At 68.0% G+C, this 13633-nt stretch carries 15 protein-coding genes; 9 read left to right on the forward strand and 6 right to left on the reverse strand.

Annotation, left to right across the window (positions count from 1 at the left end):
• Positions 1-3 precede the first annotated feature (3 nt).
• Complete coding sequence (gene glgC, locus ACQUSX_RS01375; protein WP_428905188.1) at positions 4-1245, reverse strand: glucose-1-phosphate adenylyltransferase; 1242 nt, start codon at positions 1243-1245, stop codon at positions 4-6.
• Positions 1246-1291: 46 nt separating this feature from the next.
• On the opposite strand from glgC, the gene glgA reads away from it, so the two are divergent.
• The 3 genes from glgA (at position 1292) to ACQUSX_RS01390 (ending at position 3619) form a co-directional block, all read left to right on the forward strand.
• Positions 1292-2476 carry a glycogen synthase gene (glgA, locus tag ACQUSX_RS01380; protein ID WP_428905189.1) on the forward strand — a complete coding sequence of 395 codons (1185 nt, stop codon included), beginning with the start codon at positions 1292-1294 and terminating at the stop codon, positions 2474-2476.
• An 18-nt stretch (positions 2477-2494) separates the two neighbouring features.
• The gene (locus ACQUSX_RS01385; protein WP_428905190.1) at positions 2495-3277 is read left to right on the forward strand and encodes an ABC transporter ATP-binding protein; all 783 of its coding nucleotides are present in this window, start codon (positions 2495-2497) and stop codon (positions 3275-3277) included.
• Positions 3278-3361: 84 nt separating this feature from the next.
• Positions 3362-3619, forward strand: coding sequence for a type B 50S ribosomal protein L31 (locus tag ACQUSX_RS01390; RefSeq protein WP_047520045.1), 258 nt, complete (start codon positions 3362-3364; stop codon positions 3617-3619).
• 101 nt (positions 3620-3720) lie between these two features.
• Here ACQUSX_RS01390 and ACQUSX_RS01395 read toward each other — a convergent pair whose 3' ends face one another.
• Entirely contained in the window at positions 3721-4428 is a 708-nt protein-coding gene (locus ACQUSX_RS01395) for a 3'-5' exonuclease (RefSeq protein ID WP_428905191.1), read from the reverse strand.
• Positions 4429-4503: 75 nt separating this feature from the next.
• On the opposite strand from ACQUSX_RS01395, the gene ACQUSX_RS01400 reads away from it, so the two are divergent.
• From ACQUSX_RS01400 to ACQUSX_RS01420, 5 genes are all read left to right on the forward strand, one after another.
• Positions 4504-5127 (forward strand): LysE family translocator, encoded by a 624-nt coding sequence (locus ACQUSX_RS01400; protein ID WP_428905192.1) that lies wholly within the window; start codon positions 4504-4506, stop codon positions 5125-5127.
• Between the two features lie 127 nt (positions 5128-5254).
• Positions 5255-5821 carry a single-stranded DNA-binding protein gene (locus ACQUSX_RS01405; protein WP_428905193.1) on the forward strand — a complete coding sequence of 189 codons (567 nt, stop codon included), beginning with the start codon at positions 5255-5257 and terminating at the stop codon, positions 5819-5821.
• 71 nt (positions 5822-5892) lie between these two features.
• The gene (locus ACQUSX_RS01410) at positions 5893-6414 is read left to right on the forward strand and encodes a DUF6993 domain-containing protein (RefSeq protein WP_428905194.1); all 522 of its coding nucleotides are present in this window, start codon (positions 5893-5895) and stop codon (positions 6412-6414) included.
• 108 nt (positions 6415-6522) lie between these two features.
• Positions 6523-8202 carry an energy-dependent translational throttle protein EttA gene (gene ettA / locus ACQUSX_RS01415; RefSeq protein WP_428905195.1) on the forward strand — a complete coding sequence of 560 codons (1680 nt, stop codon included), beginning with the start codon at positions 6523-6525 and terminating at the stop codon, positions 8200-8202.
• A 93-nt stretch (positions 8203-8295) separates the two neighbouring features.
• Positions 8296-8763 carry an acyl-CoA thioesterase gene (locus ACQUSX_RS01420; protein ID WP_428905196.1) on the forward strand — a complete coding sequence of 156 codons (468 nt, stop codon included), beginning with the start codon at positions 8296-8298 and terminating at the stop codon, positions 8761-8763.
• A 20-nt stretch (positions 8764-8783) separates the two neighbouring features.
• Here the strand turns inward: ACQUSX_RS01420 and ACQUSX_RS01425 are convergent, their stop codons facing one another.
• Positions 8784-9671, reverse strand: coding sequence for an acyl-CoA thioesterase (locus ACQUSX_RS01425; RefSeq protein WP_428905197.1), 888 nt, complete (start codon positions 9669-9671; stop codon positions 8784-8786).
• An 18-nt stretch (positions 9672-9689) separates the two neighbouring features.
• Between ACQUSX_RS01425 and ACQUSX_RS01430 the strand changes: the two genes are divergently transcribed.
• Entirely contained in the window at positions 9690-10406 is a 717-nt protein-coding gene (locus ACQUSX_RS01430; RefSeq protein WP_428905198.1) for a DUF8185 domain-containing protein, read from the forward strand.
• Positions 10407-10440: 34 nt separating this feature from the next.
• Here the strand turns inward: ACQUSX_RS01430 and ACQUSX_RS01435 are convergent, their stop codons facing one another.
• The 3 genes from ACQUSX_RS01435 to ACQUSX_RS01445 are packed head-to-tail and all read right to left on the reverse strand — an operon-like array spanning position 10441 to position 13630.
• Positions 10441-12105 carry an FAD-binding dehydrogenase gene (locus tag ACQUSX_RS01435; RefSeq protein ID WP_428905199.1) on the reverse strand — a complete coding sequence of 555 codons (1665 nt, stop codon included), beginning with the start codon at positions 12103-12105 and terminating at the stop codon, positions 10441-10443.
• On the reverse strand, positions 12102-12551 hold the full coding sequence (locus ACQUSX_RS01440) for a globin (RefSeq protein ID WP_428905200.1): 450 nt from the start codon (positions 12549-12551) through the stop codon (positions 12102-12104). Before ACQUSX_RS01440 ends, ACQUSX_RS01435 begins: the two co-directional genes overlap by 4 nt.
• Entirely contained in the window at positions 12548-13630 is a 1083-nt protein-coding gene (locus tag ACQUSX_RS01445; protein WP_428905201.1) for a mechanosensitive ion channel family protein, read from the reverse strand. Before ACQUSX_RS01445 ends, ACQUSX_RS01440 begins: the two co-directional genes overlap by 4 nt.
• Positions 13631-13633: the final 3 nt, after the last annotated feature.

The following is a 13633-nucleotide window of genomic DNA, read 5'->3' on the forward strand; positions in this document are numbered from 1 at the left end:
CGGTCAGCGCTCGACGCGAATGCCCTTGCCGACCACCGTGATGCCGGAGTCCGTGACGGTGAAGCCGCGCTCCAGATCACGCTCCCTGTCCACGCCCACCGTCGCGCCCTCATCCAGGATCACGTTCTTGTCGAGCACCGCCCGGTGCACCCGCGCGCCCTGGCCGATCTGCACCTGGTCCAGCAGCACCGAATCGGTGATCGTCGATCCGCCCGAGGCGACCCCGCCGACGCCGACGACGCTGCGCTCCAGATGCGTGCCCGAGAGCACCGAGCCGGCGGCGACGACCGAGTCGATCGCGTTGCCGATGCGCCCGACGGCATCCCGCACGAACTTCGCCGGCGGGATGTTCACACTCTGCGTGCGGATCGGCCACGCGGTGTTGTAGAGGTTGAAGATCGGCAGCGTCGAGATGAGATCCATGTGCGCGTCGAAGTACGAGTCGATCGTCCCCACGTCGCGCCAGTAGGAGCGATCCCGCGGCGACGATCCCGGCACGTCGTTCTGCTTCATGTCGTAGTAGCCGGCTTCACCCCGTTCGACGAAGTAGGGGACGATGTCGCCTCCCATGTCGTGTCCCGAGGTGGCAGATTCGCCGTCGGCCTCGACCGCGGCGATCAGGGCATCGGCGTCGAAGACGTAGTTGCCCATCGAGACGAGCACCTCGTTTGGGGAGTCGGCGAGCCCCTGCGGGTCGGAGGGCTTCTCGAGGAAGTCGCGGATGCGCCCGGTCTGCTCGTCGGCGTCGATGACGCCGAACTGCGAGGCGAGCGCGATCGGCTGGCGGATGCCCGCGACGGTCGCCGATGCCCCGGATGCCACGTGAGCGGCGATCATCTGCTGGAAGTCCATCCGGTAGACGTGATCCGCACCGATGACGACGACGATGTCGGGCTTCTCATCGTTGATGAGATTCAGGCTCTGCAGGATGGCGTCGGCAGAGCCGGAGAACCACCGCTTGCCGAGCCGCTGCTGCGCGGGAACGGACGTCACGTACGAGTCCAGCAGCGACGACATGCGCCAGGTCTGCGAGATGTGCCGGTCAAGGCTGTGCGACTTGTACTGCGTCAGCACGACCAGCTGGCGCAGCCCTGAATTTATGAGGTTCGAGATGGCGAAGTCGATGAGTCGGTACTGCCCGCCGAACGGCACCGCCGGTTTCGCCCGATCCGCCGTCAGGGGCATCAGTCGCTTGCCCTCGCCGCCGGCGAGGATGATCCCGAAAACCTTCTTGGGTGCCGACATGGCTCCACCATAGAGCGCGAACCGGTGGTTGTACTACCGTGCAGTCATGCGCGTCGACATCGTCACCAAGGAGTATCCGCCGGAGATCTACGGAGGAGCCGGAGTGCATGTCGCCGAACTGGTGTCGGCTCTGAGACGCAGCATCGACGTTCAGGTACGCGCGTTCGGCGCGGAGCGCGCAGAACCGGGCACCCACGCGTACCGGACTCCGGCCGAACTCGTCGCCGCCAATCCCGCCGTGCAGACGCTCGGCACCGATCTCGCCATGGTCGCAGACGTCGCCGGCGCCGACCTCGTGCACAGTCACACCTGGTACGCGAACTTCGCAGGCCATCTCGCATCGCAGCTGCACGGCATCCCGCACGTGCTGACCGCCCACAGCCTCGAGCCCCTTCGCCCGTGGAAGGCTGAGCAGCTCGGCGGCGGGTACGCCGTCTCGAGCGGAATCGAGAAGCTCGCCTACGAGAACGCCGCGGCGATCGTCGCCGTGAGCGCCGGCATGCGGCAGGACATCTTGCGCAGCTATCCGCAGGTCGACCCCGCGCGAGTGCGCGTGATCCACAACGGCATCGACGTGGAGCGCTGGCGGCCGGTGGAGAACCCGGATTTCCTGGCGAGCATCGGCATGGACCCGTCGAGACCGTCCGTCGTCTTCGTGGGCCGGATCACCCGCCAGAAGGGCCTGCCGTATCTGCTTCGCGCGGCGCAGCTGCTGCCGCCAGAGGTGCAGCTGGTGCTGTGCGCCGGTGCGCCGGACACCCCCGAGATCATGGCCGAGGTGCAGGACGGAGTCCGGCTGCTCCAGCAGAGCCGGGAAGGCGTGATCTGGATCGAGCGGATGCTGCCGCGCGATGAGCTCTCCGCCATCCTGGCCGCCGCGACCACCTTCGTCTGCCCCTCCGTCTACGAGCCCCTGGGCATCGTGAACCTCGAGGCGATGGCGTGCGGAGCCGCGGTCGTCGGCACGGCGACGGGCGGCATCCCGGAGGTCGTCGACGACGGCGTGACCGGACGTCTGGTGCCCATCGAGCAGCTGCAGGACGGCACCGGAACCCCCGTCGATCCCGAGCGCTACGTCTCGGATCTCGCCGCCGCCCTCACCGAGGTCACCGGGGACCCGTCGATCGCCGCCGAGTACGGAGCCGCCGGACGCGAGCGCGCTCGGACGCAGTTCAGCTGGGGAGCGATCGCAGACACCACGCGCGCGCTGTACGAAGAGCTGACCTCCTGAGCCGATAGGCTGGCCGACATGTCGAGCGCTCTGGAATTCACCGATGTCGTCGTGCGCCGTGAAGGTCGCAACATCGTCGATCACGTGACCTGGGAGGTCTCGGAGGATCAGCGGTGGGTCGTGCTCGGACCGAACGGCGCGGGCAAGACGACGCTGCTGCAGCTGGCCGACACGCTGATGCATCCCACATCCGGCAGCGTGTCGATCCTCGATGAGACGCTGGGGCGCACGGATGTCTTCGAGCTGCGCCCGCGCATCGGCTTCGCCTCCTCGGCGATGGCCCGCCGGATTCCGCGCGACGAGACCGTCCTGAACACCGTCATGACCGCCGCATATTCGGTGATGGGTCGCTGGAACGAGGCATACGAGGGCATCGACGAGCGTCGCGCTCGTCGTGTGCTCGCCGACTGGCGTCTGGAGCATCTCGCAGAGCGGCTGTTCGGCACGCTCAGCGATGGCGAGCAGAAGCGCGTGCAGATCGCGCGCGCGGTGATGACCGATCCGGAGCTGCTGCTGCTCGATGAGCCGACGGCCAGCCTCGACCTCGGCTCTCGGGAAGAGCTGCTCCAGCTGCTCAGCGGCTATGCCGGCGAGCCGACGACGCCCGCCATGGTCATGGTCACGCACCACGTGGAGGAGATCCCGGTCGGGTTCACGCACGTGCTGCTGCTGCGCGACGGTGCCGTGGTCGCGTCGGGTCCGATCGCCGAGACTCTCACGGCAGAGACTCTGACCGAGGCGTTCGGCATGCCGATCGCGCTCACCATGGACGGCGGCCGCTACGCGGCGCGTGCGGTCTGATCTGCTAAACTCGATCCTCGGTGCGTTCGCACCACAGACTTCCCTCGTTCCTGGCACAATCCAGGGCACCATGTAAGGATCCCCATGAAGACTGACATTCACCCCGACTACCAGGCCGTCGTGTTCCGCGACCTCGGCTCGGGCGAGACCTTCCTCACCCGTTCGACGGTCACCAGCGACAAGACGATCGAGCTGGACGGCGTGGAGTACCCCGTCATCGACGTCGAGATCTCCTCGGCTTCGCACCCGTTCTACACGGGCAAGCAGCGCATCATGGACTCGGCCGGTCGCGTCGAGAAGTTCAACCAGCGCTTCAAGGGCTTCGGCGGCTCCTCCAAGTAAGCCGCTCAAGACGAAGGCCCCGCCTCGGCGGGGCCTTCGTCTTGCCCGCGGGACGTCGGTCGGCGTCGCGGCGCGGAGTTCTGCTGGTGAAGAGCTCGCCCTCAGCTGCGCAGTGGCCAGCTTCCGTCGAGGGTCTCCTCGGGGTCGAGACGACCGACCTTGATGAAGTACTCGGTCAGACTTGCCGCCTGATGGCGCGCCCAGCCGATCTGCTGTGTGTGCAGCTCGGCCGCCGTCTCCGGCAGTTCGAACTGCCGGGCGAGTGCGAGGGCGACTCGCCCGGCGGCCACGGCGTCCGCCGAAGCTTCATGAGCGGCATCCAGCACGACCGCGTAGTGCTCGGCGACCACCGACAGAGTGCGCTTTCCGCGACGGTAGCGGTCGTGTGCCTTGTCGATGACAAGCGGGTCGATGACCGGCTGCGGCGCGTGCAGCTCGGGCAGCCCATGCCGGCGGGCCTCGTGCGCGAGCAGCGAGAAATCGTATGACGCGTTGTACGCGACGATCGGCAGGCCCTGAGCGAAGAGCATCGCCAGAGCTTCGGTGACCTCGGAGACGACCTCGCGCGCCGGGCGACCGTGTTCGCGCGCGTGCGCGGTGCTGATGCCGTGCACCGCGGCTGCGCTATCGGGAATCGGGATGCCGGGATCCGCCAGCCAGTCCCGTGAGGCGATCTCGCGTCCGTGACGGTCGATCACGCCGACGTGCGCGGTGACGATGCGGTCGGCGGTGACGTCGACTCCGGTCGTCTCGAGATCGAAGACGCCCACACGGGTCAGCCAGGTCGGAAGGGGCGTCGCGGTGCTCATGCCTTCACGGTACGGTGCGGCACCGACGTTGCATCCGATTCCACGCCGTTGCCCCGCGATCCCTACACTGTGCAGGTGACGTGGACCGTATGGCTGTCGCTGCTGGCGGCGTGCGTGGTGATCAGCCTGACCCCTGGTGCGGGAGCGATCAACACGATGAGCAATGCACTCAATCAAGGCTGGCGCCGCTCCTTCTGGGGAGTGCTCGGGCAGCAGGCCGCTCTCATCGTGCACGTCGTGATCGTCGCAGCCGGGGTCGGACTGCTCGTCGCGCGATCACCGATCCTGTTCGAGATCATCCGCTACGCCGGCGTCGTCTACCTCGTCTATCTGGGCATCCGCCTCATCCTCGCGCGGCCGGAGCGCATCGACGATCCCGGACGGACTCGACCGCGCGAGCACGCATGGTCGATCTTCCGGCGCGGGTTCTGGGTCAACCTGCTGAATCCGAAGGCGATCGTCTTCTTCCTCGCCTTCGTCCCGCAGTTCATCCGCCTCGATCAGGATCCGCTCCCGCAGTACCTGATCCTCATCGGCACCGTCATGATCGTCGATGTGCTCGTGATGTGGTTCTTCTTCGCGGCGGCCGCCAAGCCGTTCCGCCGGTACACGCGCGATCCTCGTGGCCAGCGCGTGCTGAACACGGTGTTCGGCCTGCTGTTCATCGCCGTCGCCGCGCTGCTGCTCTTCGTGCACTGACCTTCCTGCACAGTTTCCGATCTGCACGAGTTCTCCACCGACTGTGGGAATCGCCCCCGGGACGTCGGATGCCCGGGTGCACGCTGTCATCAGCCGGGCGTCGTCCCGGATGACACAGGAGCAGGACATGGCATTGACGAACGACCTCGTGACGATCAGCGGCAACATCGGCAACGATCCGACGTACAACACGACCCGAAGCGGCGACCCCGTCGTGAACTTCCGCGTCGGCTCATCCAGTGGCTACTTCGACAAGAACTCGGGCAGCTGGGTCGACGAGGGCACCAGCTGGTACGCCGTATCGGCGTTCCGCGACCTCGCCGAGCACGGCAAGGCTTCACTGCGAAGAGGCGATCCCGTGATCGTGACCGGGTCGCTCAAGATCAAGGAATGGGAGAACGAGGGACGCAAGGGCACCAGCGCCGACATCGTGGCATCCGCCATCGGACACGATCTCAACAAGGGCACGAGTGCGTTCGTGCGGCGTCCCAAGCCGGGCGCGAACGCCGAGCGCACGCGCACCGAGGCTTCGGAGTCGCAGAGTGGGCCGCACGATGAGCCGCAGACCTACGACCCGGTCCCGCCTCAGCTCGAGGAGGCATGGGCGGCGAGCGGCATGACCATCACGGACACCGCAGACGGTGCCACTGCGAGTGAGGGCACCACCCAGGAGCAGGAGGAAGCCTTCGCCTGAATCTGCGGACTCCGGCCGGACAGCGTGCTCCCCGACGGGCGGCCCTCGCGAACTCGCCTAGACTTCTGAGCGTGTTCCGAGGGTCTCCCGCATCCGCCGCCGTCTCCCGGCGCCGCTCCGCCCGCCCGCTGGCCCTTGCCGCGGCACTGAGCGTGCTGCTGCTGGCCGGTTGCAGCGACATCACCGCGCCGGCGGGGACGCCGAGTGCACCGGCCCCGGGTGCGCAGACCCCGGCGCCGACCCCCTCGTCAGTGCAGCCGCAGCTCGTTCCCGACGGCACCGCGGCGGACAACCTGCCGCTGTTCACTGCTGTGACCGCGCAGGTGTGGGCCTCCGAGCAGCGAGCCTCCGGTCGGGCGTACATCGACGCCCTGGCCGCCGCCGGATTCGATCGGGAGCGCATGCAGATCACCGAGGACGTGAGCACCGTCGGCAACTCGGCGGAGAGCGTGCAGTTCTCGCTCGCCTGGGGCGAGCAGGAGTGCCTCATAGGTCAGGTCGGTCCGTCGACGGGTGAGCCCGCGACGGCAGTCATGCCCCAGCTGGCCGAAGGTCGCTGCCTGATCGGGACCACCCGTCCGATCGACTGGTGACACCCCCGCCGGGCACGGGCGTCACCATACCGGAAGGCGGGTAGGCTTGACTGTCGGCTCCTTCGGGAGCCTGTTCCGCGTGCCCGCTGACAAAAGGAGTGCTGCTTCGTGGCCGAGTACATCTATTCCATGGTGCGAGCCCGCAAGGCGGTGGGCGACAAGCTCATCCTCGACGACGTCACCATGGCGTTCCTCCCCGGCGCGAAGATCGGAATGGTCGGCCCGAACGGCGCCGGCAAGTCGACGATCCTCAAGATCATGGCCGGCCTCGACACGCCCTCCAACGGCGAGGCGAAGCTCACTCCGGGTTTCTCGGTCGGCATCCTCATGCAGGAGCCCGAGCTCGACGAGACCAAGACCGTGCTCGAGAACATCCAGGAAGGCGTCGCGATCAAGGCGAAGGTCGATCGCTTCAACGAGATTTCCGCGCTGATGGCCGACCCGGATGCCGACTTCGACACCCTGCTCGCCGAGATGGGCGTGCTGCAGGAGGAGATCGACGCGGCGGACGGCTGGGACCTCGACTCGCAGCTCGAACAGGCCATGGACGCGCTGCGCACCCCGCCGGCAGATGCCGAGATCGGTCCGCTCTCCGGTGGTGAGAAGCGCCGCGTCGCCCTGGCGAAGCTGCTGCTGCAGAAGCCCGACCTGCTGCTGCTGGACGAGCCCACCAACCATCTCGACGCTGAAAGCGTGCTCTGGCTCGAGCAGCACCTGAAGGACTACAAGGGCGCCGTCATCGCCATCACGCACGACCGGTACTTCCTCGACAACGTCGCGGAGTGGATCGCCGAGGTCGACCGCGGACGCCTGATCGGCTACGAGGGCAACTACTCGACCTATCTGGAAAAGAAGGCCGAGCGCCTCGACATCCAGGGCAAGAAGGACGCCAAGCTCGCCAAGCGCCTGAAGGATGAGCTCGAGTGGGTCCGCTCCAGCGCGAAGGGACGCCAGACCAAGTCGAAGGCGCGTCTGGCCCGCTACGAGGAGATGGCCGCCGAGGCCGAGCGCACTCGCAAGTTGGACTTCGAGGAGATCCAGATCCCTGCCGGTCCGCGTCTCGGCAACGTCGTGATCGAGGCCAAGAACCTGCAGAAGGGCTTCGGCGACCGCGTGCTCATCGACGGGCTGAGCTTCAGCCTTCCGCCGAACGGCATCGTCGGCGTCATCGGCCCGAACGGCGTCGGCAAGACCACGCTGTTCAAGACGATCGTGGGTCTCGAGCCCCTCGACGGCGGCGACCTCAAGATCGGCGAGACGGTCAAGATCAGCTACGTGGACCAGTCCCGCGCGAACATCGACCCGAACAAGACGCTGTGGGAGGTCGTCTCAGACGGACTCGACTTCATCACCGTCGGCAAGATCGAGATCCCCTCGCGCGCTTACGTGTCGAAGTTCGGCTTCAAGGGCCCGGACCAGCAGAAGAAGGCCGGCGTGCTCTCGGGTGGTGAGCGCAACCGCCTCAACCTCGCTCTGACGCTCAAGGAGGGCGGCAACCTCCTGCTGCTCGATGAGCCCACGAACGACCTCGACGTCGAGACCCTGAGCTCGCTCGAGAACGCTCTGCTCGAGTTCCCCGGCTGCGCCGTGGTCATCACGCACGACCGGTGGTTCCTCGACCGCATCGCCACGCACATCCTCGCCTATGAGGGCACCGACGAGAACCCCGCCGAATGGCACTGGTTCGAGGGCAACTTCGAAGCGTACGAGGCGAACAAGATCGAGCGGATGGGCCCGGAGGCCGCACGTCCGCACCGCACCACCCACCGCAAGCTCACGCGCGACTGATCCCTCGCCCCACTCCGGGCATCGCTTCGCGCTGCCCCGAGCCTCGGGGGCGTGGGGCCCGCTGTCGATTTTCGTTCTGAGAAAGCGAACCCCATGCGACTGCACATCCCCATCCACCTGCGATGGGGCGACCTCGACGCGTTCAACCACGTGAACAACACGTCGATGCTGAAGCTTCTGGAAGAGGCGCGCGTGCGCGCCTTCTGGATGCCTGCACCGGGGGAGAGCGCACCGTCCACGGCGGTGCTCTCCTCCGGGATCGACCAGGGCGTGCTCACGCTGATCGCCCGGCAGGAGATCGAGTACGCGGCCCCCGTGCCCTATCAGCGACGTCCCCTGGACGTGGAGATGTGGTTCGGGAAGCTCGGCGGCTCCAGCATCCATGTCTGCTACGAGGTGTACAACCACCCCGACAGCGAGCAGCGGATGCTGTACGCGCGCTCGACGGCCGTGATCGTTCTGGTCGATGCCGTCACCGGCCGACCGGTGCGCATCGCACCCGAGATGCGCGCGGCGTGGGAGCCCTATCTGGGGGATCCGATCCAGTACCAGCACCGCTGACTCCCCCCCAGCAGCCGCGTTCAGCCAGCGTCCGGCACCCGGATCATGATCTCCTGCGCGACGCTCGCCAGCAGGTCGCCGTCGCGACTGTAGACGCGACCCGTGGCCAGGCCGCGCCCGCCGCGGGCGTTCGGGGACTCCTGCACGTAGAGCATCCACTCATCGGCGCGACCGAAGCGATGCCACCACATCCCATGATCGAGACTGGCGACCTTCAGACCCGGTGTCGACCAGCTCATGCCGTGACGGCGCAGGATCGACTCCTGGATAGTCATGTCGCTGAGGTAGGCGAGCGCCGCCCTGTGCAGACCCGGAGCATCCGGCAGCGGCGCGCGAAGCCGCATCCACACCGCCTGATGAGCGACGAGCTCGCCACCGGCCTCGAGCATCAGCGGTCCGTCGATGTGCCGGATGTCTGCCGGTCGGTCGGCGAGCATGCGGCCCGTCATCGGGTGCACGGCATCGATGTACTCCATGTCGGAGGCGACATCCTCGGGATCCGGGACGTCATCGGGGAACGGCGCGGCGTGCTCGATGCCGGGGTCCTCGTCCTGGAATGAGGCGATCATGGAGAAGATCGGCACACCGCCCTGGAAGGCCTGGCAGCGCCGGGTGGAGAAGGATCGCCCGTCGTGGATGCGATCGACCGAGAACGTCAGTCCGTTGCTCGCGTCGCCCGGGCGGAGGAAGTAGCCGTGCATCGAGTGCACCACGCGCTCCTCGGGAAGGGTCCGCTCGGCGGCGACCAGCGACTGCGCGAGCACCTGGCCACCGTAGATGCGACCGGTCGGCATCGGATGGGACACCCCTGTGAAGATGTCCTCCGTGGTGCGCGCCTCGGTGGAACTGAGATCCAGCACCGAGAGGAGCATGTCGACGGATCGGCGGGCGTTGTCGTCGACGGTCATGAGGCTAGTTTAGAAGGAGTGACCAGACCTCTCGTTCTCTCCGATGCCCAGACCGCCCGCGACGTGCTGACTTTCGCAGGACGCGCCGCGACGGCGTCCGCCGACGGCGTGCGCCTGCAGGGAGCCGGCGGCATGCTGGTGCTGACCGCCGCCGCACTCGCTCCGCAGGGACTCTTCGATCACACGCCCACGGTGCTGGCGATGCGGATCGTGCACGCCGATCCCCAGCTGCGGTGCGACATCGTCGTCGACGAGCTCTCGCCCGGCACCGAGCCCGCGGAGCTCACTCTGCCGGACACCGGTCGCGCGCCGGCGTGGGCAGGCGTGTCACCGCCGCGCGATGGCTGGGAGCTGATTGGCGAACTGTCGGCGCAGATCATCGCCGCGCGGGCGCAGTGGGGCATCTCGGCGGTCGCGCACGGCAGCCCGGCGGGCGCGGGCGAGGAGGCCGTCCGCTCTCTGCGCGCGCGGATCTGGGGGGAACCGGACGAATCGCTGCTCGGCCTGCCCCGTGGGGTCGCGTTCGCGGCGCACGCGTTCGGCTTCATCGCCGGTGCGGAACAGGTCCGCGTCACCGCGTCCGGTCGCTGGACGCGGCTGGCCTTCGCGCGCGGACACGTGCTCAGCCGCGGGCCCGCGGTGACCGGGCTGACCGCTGTGCGCGGCACAGGCTCTTCGGCAGGCACGGGCTCTTCGACAGGAACAGGCTCTTCGACAGGCACAGGGGCCCGATAGCAGCTCCGGGAACCGGCGTGAGCGCAGGCGACGGTCAGCGGGCCGCGGAGCGGCCTGCCTGGCGACCGGAGAACAGGCATCCGCCGAGGAACGTGCCCTCCAGTGCGCGATAGCCGTGTACGCCGCCGCCGCCGAAGCCACTCGCCTCGCCGACCGCGTACAGGCCCGGGATCGGCGACCCGGCGGCGTCGAGGGCGCGTCCGTCGAGGTCGGTCTGGATGCCGCCGAGCGACTTGCGCGTGAGCACGTGGAGCTTCACGGCGACCATTGGTCCCGCCGACGGATCCTGCAGCCGATGCGGCGCGGCGGTGCGGATCAGCTTGTCGCCGCGATAGCTGCGCATCGAGCGCAGCATGGCGATCTGGGCATCCTTGGTGAAGTCGTTGTCGATCTCGCGATCGCGCGCCAACACCTCCTGCCGCACCCGGTTCACGTCCAGCAGCTCGCCGCCGGGCATCGCGCGCATCTGCGTCAGCAGGGTCTCGAGATCGTTCTCGACGATGAAGTCGGAGCCCTCTTCCAGGAAGGCCTGCACGGGGCCGGTGGGTCCCTTCGCGAGGCGGGAGCGCAGCAGCAGCTGCACGTCCTTGCCGGTCAGGTCGGGGTTCTGCTCGCTGCCGGAGAGTGCGAACTCCTTCTCGATGATCTTCAGCGAGGTGACGAACCACGAGTGGTCGTGGCCTGTCCTGCGCAAGTGCGCCAGGGTGCCCAGCGTGTCGAAGCCCGGATACAACGGCACGGGCAGACGTGCCCCCGTCGCATCCAGCCAGAGCGATGACGGACCGGGCAGGATTCGGATCCCGTGGTCCGGCCAGACGGGATCCCAGTTCTCGATCCCCTCGACGTAGTGCCACATCCGGTCCTCATTGATCAGGTTCGCCCCTGCCGAGGCAGAGACCGCCTGCATGGAGCCGTCCACGTACGCCGGGACGCCGGTGAGCATGTGGGTCGGGGGAGTGCCGAGGCGCTCCGGCCAGGCGGCGCGGACGAGGTCATGGTTGCCGCCGATGCCGCCGGAGGCGACGATCGTGGCATCCGCTCGGATCAAGAACTCGCCGACCTGCTCGTGAGGTGACGGGACGCCCCTCGGCGCGGGGCTGTCCGTCAGCACCTCTCCTCGTGCGCCGACGACCGCGCCGTCCTCGACGAGCAGCTCGCTCACCCGGTGCCGCGGCAGGATGGTGACCCGCCCCTCCGCCTCGCCGGCCTCGACGGCGGCGGCGAAGGGCGCGACGATCCCGGGGCCCGTGCCCCAGACGATGTGGAAGCGCGGCACCGAGTTGCCGGGCCCGATCGCTCCGCTGCCGCCGCGCTCGGCCCAGCCGACCACGGGGAAGAATCCGACGCCGCGCTCACGCAGCCACTCGCGCTTCTCACCCGACGCGAACTGCAGATACGCCTCGGCCCAGCGCCGGGGCCACTCGTCCTCCGGCCGGTCGAAGCCGGCGTTTCCGAACCAGTCCTGCGTCGCCAGCTCGAGCGAGTCGCGGATGCCCATCCGACGCTGCTCTGGGGAGTCGATGAGGAACAGCCCCCCGAACGACCACCACGCCTGCCCGCCGAGGTCGGTGCGAGGCTGCTGGTCGACGATCGTCACGTGACGACCTGCTGCGAGCGCTTCTGCGGATGCGACGAGCCCGGCCAGCCCCCAACCGATCACGAGCACGTCCGTGGCGGGGGAACTGGGGGTGGTCATCATTCGGTCTCCGTCGACTCCGGTGCGATTCGGTGCTCGAGCGTGGGGCGACCGCCCGGACCCCGGCCGATGCCGGAGGGCTCGAACGTGTTCACCATGGCATATGCGGCGCGCTCGAGGTAGTCCCAGAGCGTCGCTTCGTGCAGAGGCGACAATTTCACCTCGTCCAGGGCCGTCCGCATGTGCCGAAGCCACCGATCACGGGCATCCGGATCGACGTGGAAGGCGACATGACGCATGCGCAGTCGCGGATGCCCGCGCCTCTCGCCGTACGTGGTCGGGCCGCCCCAGTACTGCTCCAGGAACATGGTCAGGCGGTCTGCCGCGGGGCCCAGGTCCTCTTCGGGGTACATCGGCTTGAGCACCGGGTCGAGGGCGACCTCGCGGTAGAACACGTGCACGATCCGCTCGAAGGTGTCGTGGCCGCCGACCTCGTCGTAGAACGTCACTTCTGATCGCCTTCCTCATCGCCCGACTTCTTGCGCCGCCAGACGCCCCGGTCGGCGACCGGGGGCACGCCCGTGACCGCGTTGGGCCGGGTTATCGGCGGGTTGGCGCCGCGCACGCGCCGCCCGCCGTCCATGCCGGTGACGGTCACGGCCTGCATGCGGGGGATCAGCACGTCCTTCTCGAGCAGTGCGGCCCTCAGCCGGCGCCGCAGCTCCTGCGAGACGTCATCCCTGGCGTTGGCGCGGGTCTTCATCACCACTCGCACGACCAGCGCATCGCCGTCGATCGACTCGAGACCCCACACCTCCGGCATCTGGATGATGCGGGTGCGCCACTTCGCATCCTTCGCGAGATCCTGCGCTGTGCTGAGCATGGTCTTCTCGACGAGCTCGAGATCGGCGTCGGGGGCGACGCCGAGGTCGACGATGGCACGCGCCCACCCCTGTGACATGTTGCCGATGCGGGTGACTTCGCCGTTGCGGACGTACCAGAGGGTGCCGTTGACGTCGCGCACCTGCGTGATGCGCACGCTGACGTACTCGACGACGCCGGATGCCAGCCCCAGATCGACCACGTCGCCGATGCCGATCTGGTCTTCGGCGACGATGAACATGCCGTTCAGCACGTCCTTGACGATGTTCTGCGCACCGAAGCCCAGGCCGGCGCCGACGGCCGCGGTGATGAGCGTCAGCGAGCCGAGGATCCCGGGATCGATCGCGGTGACGATGAGAATCAGCGCGACGATGACGAGCGTCACGTTGACGATGTTCTGCAGGATCGTGCCGAGGGTGCGGGTGCGCTGCACGAGGCGCATGTCGGCCAGCGGAGAGCGCTCGAGCGCTACTGTGTCGGCGACGTCGGCCCTGCTCTTGGCGTTGTTGACGATGCGCTGGACGACGCGACGGATGACGAGGCGCAGCAGGAACGACACCACGACGCAGACCGCGATGATGATCGCGACCTGCAGCAGCTTGCCGCCCACCACTCCGAGCACATCGAGCGATCTCGACCAGAGATTCGACCAGAGACCGGGATCGACGGGCGTCTCGGGGTCGGTGGCGAGCGGGTGAGGAGTCATCCC

It is taken from the genome of Microbacterium alcoholitolerans (assembly GCF_050408615.1).
GTDB lineage: Bacteria > Actinomycetota > Actinomycetes > Actinomycetales > Microbacteriaceae > Microbacterium.